Source organism: Streptomyces sp. CA-243310 (assembly GCF_050936775.1).
Classification (GTDB): Bacteria; Actinomycetota; Actinomycetes; order Streptomycetales; family Streptomycetaceae; genus Streptomyces.
This window is the reverse complement of the sequence record NZ_JBNJMF010000002.1, coordinates 1,773,925-1,788,920: the sequence shown is the minus strand read 5'-3', so window position 1 is coordinate 1,788,920 and position 14,996 is coordinate 1,773,925. Positions and strand designations below refer to the sequence as shown.

12 protein-coding genes and 1 riboswitch are annotated in these 14,996 nt (G+C 73.7%); of the genes, 3 read left to right on the top strand and 9 right to left on the bottom strand.

The window, feature by feature from the left end; translation table 11 throughout:
* Positions 1 to 2 precede the first annotated feature (2 nt).
* From ACQEVM_RS25695 to ACQEVM_RS25665, 7 genes are all read right to left on the bottom strand, one after another.
* Positions 3 to 1,430, bottom strand: coding sequence for a cobyrinate a,c-diamide synthase (locus tag ACQEVM_RS25695; RefSeq protein WP_433082805.1), 1,428 nt, complete (start codon positions 1,428 to 1,430; stop codon positions 3 to 5).
* Entirely contained in the window at positions 1,424 to 2,023 is a 600-nt protein-coding gene (gene cobO, locus ACQEVM_RS25690) for a cob(I)yrinic acid a,c-diamide adenosyltransferase (protein WP_053678569.1), read from the bottom strand. The genes ACQEVM_RS25695 and cobO overlap by 7 nt, the downstream gene beginning before the upstream one ends.
* Positions 2,023 to 4,167, bottom strand: coding sequence for a putative cobaltochelatase (locus ACQEVM_RS25685; RefSeq protein ID WP_433082803.1), 2,145 nt, complete (start codon positions 4,165 to 4,167; stop codon positions 2,023 to 2,025). The genes cobO and ACQEVM_RS25685 overlap by 1 nt, the downstream gene beginning before the upstream one ends.
* Positions 4,168 to 4,261: 94 nt before the next feature.
* A complete protein-coding gene (locus tag ACQEVM_RS25680; RefSeq protein WP_433082801.1) occupies positions 4,262 to 5,821 on the bottom strand; it encodes a cobyric acid synthase in 1,560 nt (519 codons plus the stop codon).
* Positions 5,818 to 6,777, bottom strand: a complete 960-nt coding sequence (locus ACQEVM_RS25675) for a cobalamin biosynthesis protein (protein WP_433082799.1) — start codon at positions 6,775 to 6,777, stop codon at positions 5,818 to 5,820. The genes ACQEVM_RS25680 and ACQEVM_RS25675 overlap by 4 nt, the downstream gene beginning before the upstream one ends.
* A 58-nt stretch (positions 6,778 to 6,835) precedes the next feature.
* Positions 6,836 to 6,919: riboswitch (cobalamin riboswitch) on the bottom strand.
* A 144-nt stretch (positions 6,920 to 7,063) separates the two neighbouring features.
* Entirely contained in the window at positions 7,064 to 7,285 is a 222-nt protein-coding gene (locus tag ACQEVM_RS25670) for a hypothetical protein (RefSeq protein ID WP_433082797.1), read from the bottom strand.
* 29 nt (positions 7,286 to 7,314) lie between these two features.
* A complete protein-coding gene (locus ACQEVM_RS25665) occupies positions 7,315 to 8,604 on the bottom strand; it encodes an anion permease (protein WP_433082796.1) in 1,290 nt (429 codons plus the stop codon).
* Positions 8,605 to 8,957: 353 nt separating this feature from the next.
* On the opposite strand from ACQEVM_RS25665, the gene ACQEVM_RS25660 reads away from it, so the two are divergent.
* Together ACQEVM_RS25660 and ACQEVM_RS25655 are read left to right on the top strand one after the other, a co-directional pair.
* On the top strand, positions 8,958 to 10,088 hold the full coding sequence (locus ACQEVM_RS25660; RefSeq protein ID WP_433082794.1) for an alpha/beta hydrolase family protein: 1,131 nt from the start codon (positions 8,958 to 8,960) through the stop codon (positions 10,086 to 10,088).
* A 117-nt stretch (positions 10,089 to 10,205) separates the two neighbouring features.
* Positions 10,206 to 11,666, top strand: coding sequence for a hypothetical protein (locus ACQEVM_RS25655; protein ID WP_433082792.1), 1,461 nt, complete (start codon positions 10,206 to 10,208; stop codon positions 11,664 to 11,666).
* Positions 11,667 to 11,707: 41 nt separating this feature from the next.
* On the opposite strand, the gene ACQEVM_RS25650 is transcribed toward ACQEVM_RS25655, so the two are convergent.
* Positions 11,708 to 12,103, bottom strand: a complete 396-nt coding sequence (locus tag ACQEVM_RS25650) for a VOC family protein (protein WP_433082790.1) — start codon at positions 12,101 to 12,103, stop codon at positions 11,708 to 11,710.
* A 113-nt stretch (positions 12,104 to 12,216) separates the two neighbouring features.
* Positions 12,217 to 13,107 carry a KPN_02809 family neutral zinc metallopeptidase gene (ypfJ, locus tag ACQEVM_RS25645; protein ID WP_433082788.1) on the bottom strand — a complete coding sequence of 297 codons (891 nt, stop codon included), beginning with the start codon at positions 13,105 to 13,107 and terminating at the stop codon, positions 12,217 to 12,219.
* A gap of 275 nt (positions 13,108 to 13,382) precedes the next feature.
* Between ypfJ and ACQEVM_RS25640 the strand changes: the two genes are divergently transcribed.
* Positions 13,383 to 14,981 carry an ABC-F family ATP-binding cassette domain-containing protein gene (locus ACQEVM_RS25640; RefSeq protein WP_266972086.1) on the top strand — a complete coding sequence of 533 codons (1,599 nt, stop codon included), beginning with the start codon at positions 13,383 to 13,385 and terminating at the stop codon, positions 14,979 to 14,981.
* Positions 14,982 to 14,996: the final 15 nt, after the last annotated feature.

Sequence of the window (14,996 nt, the reverse complement as noted above, 5' to 3'; positions counted from 1 at the left end):
GGTCACCGCGCCGGCGCCGAGGCTTCCGCGAAGCGCCGGGCGGACCCGGCGAACCGCCGCGCGACGGCCGGGGCCGCCGCCCAGTGCGTGTGCAGGTAGCTGGCGTGCACCCCGTCCCGCACGAAGCCCTCGACGCGGCGCTCGGGATGCGTGAACCCCCACGCCGGCGAGGTTCCGGCGCCCGGCTCGATCACCGTGCGGTGGAACTCGTGCCCGCGCAGCCTGGTCCCCGCCGCGGCCAGGGAACTGTCGGACACCGCCACCGCCTCGCGGTAGCCCAGCGTCAGCCGCTCCGACATCCGGGCGTCCGCGTCGAGGACCCCGCACATCGGCTTGCCGTCCAACGAGGACGCCAGGTACAGCAGCCCGGCGCACTCGGCCGCCACCGGTCCGCCGGCCGCGGCGAACGCCGCGACGGCCGCGCGCAGCGGCTCGTTGGCGGACAGCTCGGGCGCGTACACCTCGGGGAACCCGCCGCCGATCACCAGCCCGGCGGTCCCGTCGGGCAGCCGCTCGTCCCGCAGCGGATCGAAGGTGACGACCTCGGCGCCGGCGGCGGTGAGCAACTCCGCGTGCTCGGCGTACGAGAACGTGAACGCGGCCCCGCCGGCCACGGCGACCAGGGGCCGGCCGCCCCGCCCGGCCCCCGCGAGAGCCCCGTCCACCGCCGGGTCCGACACCGACGCGACCGCCGTGCCGGCGTCCCACGCCTCGCCGTCCAGCGGCGGCGCGGTCCGGGCCAGGGCCATCAGCGCGTCCAGGTCACAGCCCGCCCGTACCTGGTCGGCGAGCGCCCCCACCGAGGACACCGCGTCGGCCCGGCGCTCGGCCACCGGTACCAGCCCCAGGTGCCGCGAGGGCGCCGCGACCTGCGGCGCACGCCGCAGGACACCCAGAACCGGCATCCCGACCTCCTCCAGGGCCTCCCGGAGCATGACCTCGTGCCGGTCCGAGCCGACCTTGTTGAGGATCACGCCCCCGAGGCGCACCTGCGGGTCGAACGAGGCGAAGCCGTGCACCAGCGCCGCCACCGACCGCGACTGCGAGGAGGCGTCCACGACCAGCACCACCGGCGCCCGCAGCAGCTTGGCGACCTGCGCCGTCGAGGCCAGCTCGCCGCGCCCCGCCGCCCCGTCGTACAGGCCCATCACGCCCTCGATCAGGGCGAGGTCGCACCCGGCCGCCCCGTGCGCGAACAGCGGCGCGACCAGGTCCGGCCCGCACATGAAGGCGTCCAGGTTCCGCCCCGGCCGGCCGGTGGCCAGCGCGTGGTAGCCCGGGTCGATGTAGTCGGGCCCGGCCTTGTGCGGGGACACGGCGAGGCCGCGTTCCGAGAAGGCCGCCATCAGGCCCGTCGCGACGGTGGTCTTGCCGCTGCCGGAGGACGGCGCGGCGATGACCAGGCGCGGTATGTGGAGCGAAGTCACCACTCGATGCCCTTCTGGCCCTTCTGGCCGGCGTCCATCGGGTGCTTGACCTTGGTCATCTCGGTGACCAGGTCCGCGAACTCCACCAGCTTCTCCGGCGCGTTGCGACCCGTGATCACCACGTGCTGGGTGCCGGGCCGGTTGCGCAGCACCTCGATCACCTCGTCCACGTCGATCCAGCCCCAGTGCATCGGGTACGCGAACTCGTCGAGCACGTACAGCCGGTGCGTCTCGGCGGCCAGATCCCGCTTGACCTGCTCCCAACCTTCCTTGGCCGCCTGCTCGTTGTCGAGTTGCGCGTCACGCTGGACCCAGGACCAGCCCTCGCCCATCTTGTGCCAGACGACGGAACCGCCCTCGCCCGAGGCACCGAGCACCTTCAGCGCGTTCTCCTCGCCGACCTTCCACTTCGCCGACTTGACGAACTGGAACACCCCGATCGGCCAGCCCTGGTTCCAGGCGCGCAGCGCCAACCCGAAGGCCGCCGTCGACTTGCCCTTGCCGGGGCCGGTGTGGACGAAGACGAGCGGGCGGTTGCGACGCTGGCGCGTCGTGAGTCCGTCGTCCGGAACGACGGACGGCTGTCCCTGCGGCATTACGCGGCCCTCCTGTTGCCGGCGCCCTGGGGCGACCGGGCGGATTCCACCGATGTACGAACGTTCTTCACGAGCCCCGCCAGGCTGTCGGCCCGCAGCCCGTCGAGGCTGACCGCCGGTCCGCCCAGATCGGCGGCCAACACCCCGGCCAGGCCCAGCCGGACCGGCCCGCTCTCGCAGTCCACGACGACCGAGGTGACCCCCTCGGCGGCCAGCAGCCGCGCCCCGCGCCCGGCCAACTCGCGCGGGTCCCCGCCCAGACCGCCGGCCGACGTGGCGCGCCCGTCGGTGACGACCACCAGCAGCGGCCGCCGCGAAGGGTCCCGCAACCGCTCGATCCGCAGCACCTCGCGCGCCTTCAACAGACCGGAGGCCAGCGGCGTGCGGCCACCGGTCGGCAACTGCTCCAGCCGCGCGGCGGCCGCGTCCACCGAGGACGTCGGCGGCAACGCCAGCTCGGCACCCGCACCCCGGAAGGTGATCAGACCGACCTTGTCCCGGCGCTGGTAGGCGTCCAGCAGCAGCGACAGCACGGCGCCCTTGACCGCGCTCATGCGCTGCCGGGCCGCCATCGAACCGGACGCGTCCACCACGAAGAGCACCAGGTTGCCCTCGCGGCCCTCCCGCGTGGCCTGCCGCAGGTCGTCCTTGCGCACCACCAGCCCGCGCCCGCTGCGCCCGCGCGCCTTCTGGTGCGGGGCGGCGGCGTGCACGGTCGCGGCCAGGTGCAGCTTCGTCAGCTGCCCCCGGGGGCGCTGGGAGCCGGTGGTCCGGCCGTGCGCCGTCCGGGCGCGCGAGCGACGGCCGGCCGCGCCCTCGCCGAGCCCGGGCACGCTCAACATCTTGGTGCGGAACGGCTCGGAGGCCCGTACGGCAGCCTGCTCCGGGGCGCCGTTCCGCGGATCCGGGGACTGCGGGCCCTCGGTGGAATCCGGCGCGTCGGGGCCCTCCCCGGCGTCCGGGGTCTGCCCGGTGTCGGGGGCCTCCGGCGCTTCGGGGGAGTCGGGCGCCTCGGGCCCCTCGCCCTGCGGCGCGCCGCCACCCCCGTCCGGCCCGCCGTCGTCCGGACCCTCGTCCCCGGGGCCGCGGTCGTCGGGGCCCTCGGGCTCCGGTTCGGGTTCCGGTTCGTCGTCGGGGAACTCGTCCAGGATCCGGTCCAGCTTGTCCTCGTCGAGGCCGGGCGCGTCGAACGGGGCCCGCCGGCGGCGGTGGGGGAGAGCCAGCAGCGCGGCCTGCCGCACGTCCTCCTTGAGGACGTCGGTCCGACCGGCCCAGGCCGCCAGGGCCGTCGCCGTGCGGGCCATCACGATGTCGGCGCGCATGCCGTCGACCTCGAAGCCGGCGCAGGTGGCGGCGATCCGCAACAACGAGGTGTCACCGAGCACGACCCGCGGCAGCAGGGCCCGCGCGGCCACCACCCGGGCGCGCACGTCGTGCTCGTCGCCGGCCCAGCGGCTCGCGAAACCGGCGGGGTCGTCCTCGTAGGCCAGCCGACGGCGCACCACCTCGACGCGCTGCGACGGCTCGCGCGACGCGGCGACCTCGACGGTCAGCCCGAACCGGTCCAGGAGCTGCGGGCGCAGCTCGCCCTCCTCCGGGTTCATCGTCCCGACCAGCAGGAACCGGGCCGCGTGCCGTACGGAGACACCCTCGCGCTCGACGTACGAGGCACCCATCGCCGCGGCGTCGAGCAGCACGTCCACCAGGTGGTCGTGGAGCAGGTTCACCTCGTCGACGTACAGGATCCCCCGGTGCGCGTCGGCCAACAGACCGGGCTCGAAGGCCTTCACGCCCTCGGACAGGGCCCGTTCGATGTCGAGGGAGCCGACCAGGCGGTCCTCGGAGGCGCCGACGGGCAACTCGACCATCCGGGCCGGACGTTCCCCGCCGGGAGCCGGCTCGTGGGGTCCGTCGGGGCAGTCCGGGTCCGGCGCGGCGGGCGCGCACGAGAACCGGCAGCCGGGTACGACGTCCACCGGCGGCAGCAGCGCGGAGAGCGCGCGCACGGCGGTGGACTTCGCGGTCCCCTTCTCGCCGCGCACGAGCACGCCGCCGACCGCCGGGCTCACGGCGTTGAGGAGCAGGGCCAACCGCAGGTCGTCCTGCCCGACCACGGCCGAGAACGGAAAGTGGGCGCTGCTCATGAGACGGTCACTCCTTCGAGTGGCTTGCGATGGACATCGGGGCCGCCGTGCCGGCGGCCCGTCGGATGTGCGGCAGGGCCGCGGCCCGCGGCCCTCACGGGGCGCCCGGCGGCAGGAAGGGAAGGCCCGCCGGGGCGCCGCCCTCGATCAGCCGCAGCAGCGCGTCGGTGTCGGCGTGTTCCTCGATCAGGTCGCCCAGCAGGTCGAGCTGTTCCTCGCGCAGCACGCCGAACGAGGTGTCCGGCGCCGGGACGAAACGCCGCCCGGCCGCGGCCGCCACCTCACGCAGGAAGGCCCGGCGGAAGCCGTCCGACTCCAGCGAGCCGTGCCAGTGGGTTCCCCACACCTCGCCGACCCGGCAGCCGTCCAGGAACGGGGTCCCGCCCAGCACCTCGGCCACCCCGTGGTGGATCTCGTACCCCGAGACCTCCTCGCCCAGCGCGGAGCCCACGGGACGTGCCAGGGTCTTCTCCCGCGCGAAGCGGACGCGCACCGGCAGCAGGCCGAGACCGTCGACGGAGCCCGCCCGGGACTCCACCTCGTCCTCGATGTGCTCGCCGAGCACCTGGAACCCGCCGCAGATCCCCAGAACCGGCCGCCCCTCGGCCGCCCGCGCGGCCAGCGCGTCGGCGAGCCCGCGCTCCCGCAGCCACGCCAACGCCTTCACCGTGCCGCGGGTGCCCGGTACGACGACCAGGTCGGCGTCGGTCAGCTCCTCGGCCCGGTCCACGAACCGGACCACCACCCCGGGCTCCGCCGCGAGCGCGTCGACGTCCGTGAAGTTCGACATCAGCGGGACCGCGCACACCGCGACGCGCAGCACGTCCGCGCCCACCGGCGGGGCCACCGCGGACTCGCGCACCGCGCCCCGCAGCGAGACCCGCAGGCCGTCCTCCTCGTCGATGCCCAGCCCGTGCCGGAACGGCAGCACCCCGTACGTGGCCCGCCCGGTCAGCCCGCGCAGCATCTCCATGCCCGGCTCCAGCAACGACACGTCGCCGCGGAACTTGTTCACCAGGTAGCCCGCGATCAGCGACTGGTCCTCGGGCGACAGCAGCGCCGTGGTCCCGAAGAACGACGCGAAGACCCCGCCCCGGTCGATGTCCCCGACCACGACCACGGGGAAGCGCGCGGCCCGCGCGATGCCCATGTTCACGATGTCGGTCCGGCGCAGGTTGATCTCGGCCGGACTGCCCGCCCCCTCGCAGATCACGGCGTCATACGTGCCCCGGAGCTGCTCCAGGCAGTCCGTGACGACCGCGAGGAGCTGTTCCCGGCGCCCCCCGCGCAGTGCCCCGCCGGGGGAAGACGCCCCGGGCTCCCCGAAGAACCCCCGCGCGCTCATCTCGCCGACCGGCCTGCCCAGCAGCACCACCTGGCTGCTCTGGTCGCCGCCGGGCTTGAGCAGCACCGGGTTCATCAGCGCCGTGGGCTCCACGCGGGCGGCCTGGGCCTGCATGGCCTGGGCCCGCCCGATCTCGGCGCCCTCCCGCGTCACGAAGGAGTTCAACGACATGTTCTGGGCCTTGAACGGCGCCACCTTGACGCCCCGGCGGGCCAGCCAGCGACAGATGCCCGCCGTGACCACGCTCTTGCCCGCGTCCGAGGTCGTCCCGGCGACCAACAGGCCGCCTCCCCGCCTGGTGCCCGTCACGCGCGTCCCTTCCCGAATCGACGCGACACCGCACACCGCAGTGCCACACACGAGGCCAGCGCCACCCACGTCACCCGACGCGACAGCCGTACGGCCCGTTCGATGTCCGCGACCTCCACCGGCCTGCCCGCGGCGCCGTTCAGCACGGCCCGGTGCTCGACCCGGCCCCCGTACGCGAGGGTGCCGCCCAGCCGTACGCCCAGCGCGCCGGCGAAGGAGGCCTCCACCGGGCCCGCGTTCGGGCTCGGGTGCGCGGCGGCGTCGGCGCGCCAGGCCCGCACGGCTCCCCGCCGGTCGGGGCCGGCCAGTACCGCGGCCAGCGCCGTCAACCGGGCCCCCGGCCAGCCGGCCAGGTCGTCGAGCCGGGCGGATGCCCAGCCGTAGCGCAGGTGGCGGGGCGACCTGTGGCCCACCATCGCGTCCAGCGTGTTCACCGCGCGGAAGGCCAGCAGTCCGGGCACGCCGGCGACGGCTCCCCAGACCAGGGCCCCGACCACCGCGTCGGAGGTGTTCTCGGCGACGGACTCCACGACCGCGCGGGCCATCTGCTGATCGTCCAGGGCCTGCGGATCGCGCCCGCACAGGTGCGGCAGTCGTTCACGGGCCACCTCGGTGTCCCCGGCGCGGAGCGCCCCGCCGATGGCACGGGCCTCCCGTCCGAGGGAGGTGCCGCCGACGACGGCCCAGGTCGCGACGGCGGTGAGGGCGACACGGGCGGCCGCGGGCCGGGAGCGCACGGCGCGTGAGCCCAGCGCACCGAGCGCTGCCGCACCCCCCACGCACACCAGGGCGTGCGCGACCCCGCGGGCCCGGTCGTCGCGCCACAGGGCGCGTTCGACGGAGGCGGCGGCTCTTCCGAAGGCGGCCACGGGGTGCCCGCGGCGCGGATCCCCGAGGATCCGGTCGCCGATCAGGCCCGCCGTGACGCCGTACGCGAAAACGCGATCGGCACGCATGGTGGCAGGTATGTCCTCACTCAGGGTCCGCGCCCTGGTTCGACGTGTCCGGCGGCGAGAGTTCCTGGCTCCCGGGGCGCACGGGCGACGTGCGCCCCGGTGACAGTGGCGGGACCGCGCCGGATTCGCACCGGACTTCCTCTCCATGCCGCCGTATTGGCTCGGGCAGTCCACCACGGCCCAGGAACGCCCGTCAACTTGCCGTTGACCTGCGGTGAGTGGGGGGCGACGGCATGCGAAAGCTCCCCCCGGGACGGACTCGGAGGGAGCTTTCGGACGTGCGACGTCAGCTGACGATCAGGTAGATCCCGAAGGTCACGGCCACCGCGCAGAGCGCGAAGCACGCGTAGGCGCCGCTGCGGGCCAGGGTCGCGGCCCCGCCCTGCTCGGTGGCGGACTCGTGCTTGGACAGGCCGACCAGGCCCAGGGTGAAGAGGGCCACGAGGGCGACGGTGGCGGAGAGGCTGACCCCGAAGACGGAGCCGAGTGCTGCCCAGTCGATCTTCATACTGCGGATTCCTCTGTCGTTCTCGGGGGTCAGACCGCGGCGGCCGGAGCCGACGGGGTCGTCGGGGCCGCGGGCGCGGCGGCGGCCGGGATGGTGGCCCGGAGGTCGTCGTCCGCGGCGATCGAGGCCGCGGCGGCCTGGGTCGGCGGGACGGTGACGGCCGCGATGGCCGTGGTGACCACGCCGGGCTCCTCGGTCGCGGCCTCGGAGCCGGCGGGCTCCGCGGCGTTGACGTTGTGGTGGTCGACGACCTGGCGGCGCGAGATGACCCAGATCGCGAAGCAGGACGCGACGAGGAAGACCGCGACGGCGGCGACGCCGATGTCACCGGTGCGCATGACCAGCTCGGCGCCGGCGGCGACCAGGGCGGCGGCCGGCAGGGTCAGGCCCCAGGCGATGAACATCCGGGTGGCGGTGGACCAGCGGACCACACCGCCCTTGCGACCCAGCCCCGCGCCCATGACCGCACCGGAGCACGAGTGGGTGGTGGAGAGGGAGAAGCCGAGGTTCGAGGAGGCCAGGATGACGCTGGCGGCCGAGGTCTGGGCGGCGAAGCCCTGCTGCGGCTGCAGGTCGGTCAGGCCGGTGCCCATGGTGCGGATGATGCGCCAGCCGCCCAGGTAGGTGCCCATCGCGATGGCGAGACCGGCGGAGACGATGACCCAGACCGGCGGGTTGGACCCGGCGGGCAGGGCGTTCCCGGCGACGAGCGCCAGGGTGATGATGCCCATCGTCTTCTGCGCGTCGTTGGTGCCGTGCGCCAGCGAGACGAGGCCCGCGGAGGTGATCTGACCGGCCCGGAAGCCCTTGGCCGAGGTCTTCTCGCCGAGGTTCTTGCCGACCTTGTACGAGAGCTTCGTGGCCAGCATCGCGGCGGCGCCGGCAACCAGCGGCGCGGCGATGGCGGGCAGCAGCACCTTGGTGACGATCACGCCGCCGTTGACGGCGTCGAGACCGGCCGAGGCGACGGCCGCACCGATCAGGCCGCCCATGAGGGCGTGCGAGGAGCTGGAGGGCAGACCGACCAGCCAGGTCACCAGGTTCCAGAGGATCGCGCCGACGAGCGCCGCGAAGATCACTTCGGGCTGGATGCCGCTCTCGTTGACGAGTCCGCTGGAGATCGTCTTGGCGACCTCCACCGACAGGAAGGCGCCGACCAGGTTCAGCACGGCGGACATGGCGACCGCCGTCTTGGGCTTGAGGGCGCCGGTCGAGATGGTGGTGGCCATCGCGTTGGCCGTGTCGTGGAAACCGTTCGTGAAGTCGAACACGAGAGCGGTGATGACCACGATCCCGAGGAGAAGCGTTATGTGCTCCATTTACCCAGGCTTCTGTTTGACGTCAGTGGTTCGGCGACCGTAGGCAACCTGAGTGAACGGAAGATGAACTGGATGGGGCCGGGTGGTGGATCAAGCCGAGGCTCGATCGGATCGTATTTCCCGATTCATTCGTAGATATATCGATTAATGCACGTCAGGGCGGGGTGAACGCGCCGTCACGCGCGGGCCCTTCGGCCGATCGGACGCCCCTCGGGCGACCCCCGAAGAGACCTACATCACTCCCGCACCCGTCCCGGTGGCCGCGTTCCGGTCCCGGTTCCGGTTCCCCTGCCGACGAAGCGGGGGCATCCCCTCCGGTGGCCCGTCCGCCCTCCCGCGCCGAGACTGGAGCGGTGCGAACCGCCACGACGACGGCAGCGGCCGTCACCACGACCCTGATCGGCGCCGGCGCTGCCGCCGTCGCCGCCGGTCGGTACGCCGCCGACGCGGCCCTGCGACCCGAACCCGGCCGCCCGCTCCCCGGCGGCCCCCGGCTCAGCGTCCACTCCACCACCGCCGACCGGATCACCCTGACCCGCTCGCTCGCCTCCCTGCGCCCCGGTACGTACGGACTGGACGCGCCCGGGGTGCACGCGGTGGTCGGCCCGATCGTCGCCGACGTCGCGCACGCCCCGGACACCGTCGTCCGGCGGCTCGTCGCCGTCACCCACGGCAGCCTCGAACCCGGAACCCGGGTCACCCTCACCCCCCAGGTCCACCTGGGCAACCCGCGCACCGCCCTCGGGCTCGACCACGCCGACGTGGACGTCCCCGGCGAGCTCGGCCCGCTGCCCGCCTGGTTCGTCCCCGCGGCCCGGGACACCTGGGTGATCACCGTGCACGGCCTCGGCGGCACCCGGGAACACCCGATGGTGGTCATGCCCTTCCTGCACCGCCACCACCTCCCCGTCCTCGACCTCGCCTACCGCGGCGACCTCGGCGCCCCCGCCTCCCCGGACGGCCTCGGCCACCTCGGCGAATCCGAATGGCGGGACCTGGACGCGGCCATCCGCTACGCCCTCCGCTACGGCGCCCGCCGGGTCATCCTGCACGGCTGGTCCACGGGGGCCGCCATGGCCCTGCGCGCCGTCGAGCGGTCGGCGCTGGCCGGACGGATCTCGGGGCTGGTGCTCGACTCCCCGGTGCTCGACTGGCACGCCACCCTGCGGGGCCTGGCCGCCGCCCGCCGCACCCCCGCGCCGCTGATCCCGCTCGTCGTCCGGGCCGCCGAGGGCCGCGCCGGACTGCGGGCCGACCGGCGCGCCCCCGGAGCGGACCCCGACGCGCTGCGCGTCCCCGTCCTGATCTTCCACGGCCCGGACGACAGGCTCGCCCCGTGGGAGCCGTCCCGCCGACTCGCCGCCGCCCGACCCGACCTCGTCACCCTGCGCACCGTTCCCGACGCCCCGCACGGCGCGATGTGGAACGCCGACCCCGCCGGCTACGAGGAGGCGTTGCGCCGCTTCCTCACCCCCCTCATGTGACGGGCGGGTGCCGGACGGGACGCGAAGGGCGGTTTGTTCTGTTCCATCCCCCCGGCGGCCGGCGGTAACGACCGCTTCCGTTTGGGCTTTCGGCCAGTGACGGGCGAGACTGCTTCCGTGACGTCCCGAAAGCCTGATGAGCAGTTGGCTCGCGACTCCAGACTCCGACTCGTCTCCCCGCGTTCCGTGGCCGCGGCCCGCAAGGCGGTGACCGACCGAAGGACCCGACCCGCCCCCCGGCCTCCGGCGGGCACACCGGCCACGGCCGACCTGGCGAACAGGGCCCGAGCCTCCCTCGCCGACGCGGTGCGGTTGGCCCGCTGGGCCGAGCTGCACCTCGGGGCGGGCGACGGCGGCCGGCCCGCACCGGCGGCGGGGCTGTCGACCGCCGACGTCGAACGGGCCGCGGCGGAGCTGAACCTGACCCACGGCCAGATCAGGGTCGGCTGGGACCGCTCCAGACTCTCCGGCCTCGTCGAGGTGCACGGCGGCCACGCCCGACCGGGCTGGCGACTGCGCGCCTGGGACCGCGACGACACGGCCGTGCTGCGCGGTTGGGTCGCCCTCTTCGACGCCTGGTCCCTCGTGCACCCGGCCCCCGCCGACATCGCCCCCGCCGTCGTCGCGGAAGTGGTCGAGGCCATGCCCCAACTGCTCTCGCTGCTCCAGCTGTCCGCCGGCCCGGTGACCGTCCCGGACCTGCTGGACCTGCTCGGCCAACGCGTCACCGAACTGCGCGACGAGCGCTGCGAAGTGCCCTACGGGACCTGCGTGAACGGCGACCCGGACGGGGCGACGGCCGGCGCGACCACCGCGCAGGCGGTCCTCCCCGCGCAGGGCGCCCCCGCGCAGCCCGTTCCGCTCGCCCGGCTGCTGCGCTGGGCGCTCGGCGGCCTCGCCGCCGTGGACGCCGTCACCCTCGGCCCCGCGCAGGCGGCCCTCACGCCGCTGGGCAGCTGGGCCGTCTGGGTCAAGCTGGAACAGATCTGCGTCGCCGCACAGAGCCCCGCCGGGAACATCGAACAGTCCGCCGCCGCGATGCTGCACGGCTGCGCCCGCCTCACCCCCGGACCCGCCCGCGCCGAGTACCGGGCCTGGCTCGCCGCCCGGCCCGTCGGCCACGCCATCGGTGAACTCCTCCAGGCCGCCCGAGGCGAGGACGCCCTGACGCGCGGACTCGCCTTCGAGGCCCTGCGCGTGGTCGGCGCCCCCGCCGAGCCCGACGTGCGCGCCGCCGTACGGGAACCCGCGCTGCGCCCGTACGCCCTGCTCTGGCTCGCCGAGCACGACGGAGTGGACCCGGACGAGGCGCAGGACGTGCTCACTGCCGAGGAGTCGACCTGGCTCTGGGTGGACACGGCGGCGGCCATCGCCGACCACGGCGAGGCCGAACTGCTGGCCCGCCACCTCGACTCGGCGGTCCGCACCACGGTCCCGCGACTGCTGGACGAGGTCCGCGCCGTCGGCCACCCCCGCACCGTGCAGGTCCTGGTCGCGCTGGCCGCGGCCCACCCGGACCCCGCCCTGGCCAAGGCGGTCCGGCGGGCCGCCTTCCAGGTGCACACCGGCGGGGCGTAGCCCGCGTACGGCAAAGACGCGCCGAGGGACGCGCCGCAGGGTCAGATCTGCGGCGCGTACGTTCCGAAGCTCCAGACGTTCCCCTCGGCGTCGCGCGCCATGTAGTCGCGCGATCCGTAGTCCTGGTCGGTGGGCGCCATCAGGATCTCCACCCCGTGCTCGACCGCTCTGCGGTGGTGGGCGTCCACGTCGTCGACGACCACGTACACCCCGGTCGGCCCGGCTTCCGCCATGACCTTGTCGAACTGTCCGCCGCGGCCCTTGCTGCCGAGCATCACCGCGCCGTTGCCGTAGGACAGTTCCGCGTGCATCACGGCCCCGTCCTCGCCCTCGTACACCGCGACCCGCGTGAACCCGAACGCCTCCGTCAGCAGTCGGATCGCGGTCTTGGCGTCGCGGTAGAGCAGAGTCGGGTAGACGGACGGAACACCTGCCATGACGATCACTCCCTCTCGTGCAGTGCGCCTGCGTGCCTGGACGGGTCCGTGACCGACGACCTGTCACCACCGGCATGTGACCCACGGCACAGCATGGCAGGCGCCACCGACAGTCAGCGGAAGGTGTTGCACTGGGCCATGTCGCCGGTCCGGTAGCCCTGGTAGAACCACTGCCGGCGCTGCTCGGCGCTGCCGTGCGTCCACGACTCGGGGGTGACCCGCCCCTGGAACTTCTCCTGGATCCGGTCGTCGCCGACCGCCGCCGCCGCGTCCAGACCGTCCTTGATGTCCTCGTCGGTCAGCTTCGTGATCAGCGGGCGCCCGGTGGACTCGTCCGGGGTGCGCGTGGCGTTGTGCGCCCACACCCCCGCGTAGCAGTCCGCCTGTAGTTCGACCTTGACCGCGTTGCTGTTCGCGCCCTGCCGGCCGTCCTGGGCCCGCTGGAGGGTGCCGGTCAGGTTCTGGATGTGGTGCCCGTACTCGTGGGCGACGACGTAGGCCTGGGCGAAGGGGCCGCCGCTCGCACCGAACTTCGTCCGCAGCTCCTCGAAGAAGCCGAGGTCCAGGTAGACCTGTCGATCGGAGGGGCAGTAGAAGGGGCCGACCGCGGAGGTGGCCGCGCCGCACGCCGTGTTCACCCGGCCGGTGAAGAACACCGTCGAGGCCGGGCTGTACTGGCCCCCGCGCTTTCGGAACTCCTGCTTCCAGAAGTCCTGGGTGCTGTTCACCACAGCGACGAGCCGGCAGTCCTCACGGGTGTTCGCGTCCTGTCCCGTGCGGCAGGCCTGCTGCACCTGGCTCGCGGAAGAGGAGGTGGCCACCGGCTCGGGGTTGCCCTCGGTCAGCCCCAGCTGTTCGGGGCCCACGCCGAAGAGCAACCCCATGACCAGTGCGATCAAACCGACGATGCCGCCGCCGACCGTGGCCTTCCCGCCGGGGATGCGGCTGCCCCGCACGTCCTTGACCTCGGACGTGTCCAGATTGGCGTCGTCGTCGAACTGCATGCCGCACCGCCCTCGATTCCTCGTGTCCGCCCCTGCGGCGAGTATCAACCCCTTCATCCTGATACGCGCCCCGGGTCATCGGCGTGGGCCCTGCGCCGAACGGGGTACACGGGGGAGGGGTCGCCGCCCGGTGTGATCGATGCCGGGCGGCCCGAAAAGTGGTTGCGCGCCCCCGTTAGAATGTCTCCATGGCAAATCTCCTCGCGGATTAGCGGCGTCGGAGTCCCGCGCGTCCTGCCCCCCTTCCGCCGTCCCCACCGCCCTGGAGTATTTCCGTGATCACCGCCACCGGCATCGAGCTGCGCGCCGGCGCCCGCATCCTCATCGAGTCCGCCTCCTTCCGCGTCGCCAAGGGCGACCGCATCGGTCTGGTCGGCCGCAACGGGGCGGGCAAGACCACCCTCACCAAGTGCCTCGCGGGCGAGGGCCAGCCCGCCGGCGGCACGATCACCCGATCCGGTGAGGTCGGCTACCTGCCGCAGGACCCGCGCACCGGCGACCTCGACGTACTCGCCCGCGACCGGATCCTCTCCGCGCGCGGCCTCGACGTGCTGATCAAGAAGATGCGGATGAACGAGGAGCGCATCGCCACCGGCTCCGGAGGCACCCGCGACAAGGCGATGAAGCAGTACGAGCGCCAGGAGACCGAGTTCCTGACCAAGGGCGGGTACGCCGCCGAGGCGGAGGCCGCCACCATCTCGGCCGCCCTCGGCCTGCCCGACCGGGTCCTCGGCCAGCCGCTCCACACCCTCTCCGGTGGCCAGCGCCGCCGCGTCGAGCTGGCCCGCATCCTCTTCTCGGACGCCGACACCCTGCTCCTCGACGAGCCCACGAACCACCTCGACGCCGACTCCATCGTCTGGCTGCGCGACTACCTGAAGACCTACCGCGGCGGCTTCATCGTGATCTCCCACGACGTCGACCTGGTCGAGACCGTCGTCAACAAGGTCTTCTACCTGGACGCGAACCGCTCCCAGATCGACGTCTACAACATGGGCTGGAAGCTCTACCAGCAGCAGCGCGAGGCCGACGAGAAGCGCCGCAAGCGCGAGCGCCAGAACGCCGAGAAGAAGGCCGCGGCCCTGAACTCGCAGGCCGACAAGATGCGCGCCAAGGCCACCAAGACCGTCGCCGCGCAGAACATGGCCAAGCGCGCCGACCGGCTGCTCGCGGGTCTCGACGCCGTCCGCGTCTCCGACAAGGTCGCCAAGCTCCGCTTCCCGGACCCGGCGCCCTGCGGCAAGACCCCGCTCACCGCCGAGGGCCTGTCGAAGTCCTACGGGTCCCTGGAGATCTTCACCGACGTCGACCTGGCCATCGACAAGGGTTCCCGCGTGGTCATCCTCGGTCTCAACGGCGCCGGCAAGACCACGCTGCTGCGCCTGCTGTCGGGCACCGAGAAGCCGGACACCGGCACGGTCGTCCCCGGTCACGGCCTCAAGCTGGGCTACTACGCCCAGGAGCACGAGACCCTGGACCCGGAGCGCACGGTCCTGGAGAACATGCGCTCCTCCGCCCCCGACCTGGACCTGGTCGCCGTCCGCAAGACGCTCGGCTCGTTCCTGTTCTCCGGCGACGACGTGGACAAGCCCGCGGGCGTGCTCTCCGGTGGCGAGAAGACCCGGCTGGCCCTGGCGACGCTGGTCGTCTCCTCCGCGAACGTGCTGCTCCTCGACGAGCCCACGAACAACCTGGACCCGGCCAGCCGCGAGGAGATCCTGGGCGCGCTGCGCACGTACAAGGGCGCCGTCATCCTCGTCACGCACGACGAGGGCGCCGTCGAGGCCCTGGAACCGGAGCGGATCATCCTGCTGCCGGACGGGGTCGAGGACCTGTGGGGTCCGGACTACCGGGACCTGGTCGCCCTCGCCTGATCGGCGTGTCGCGGG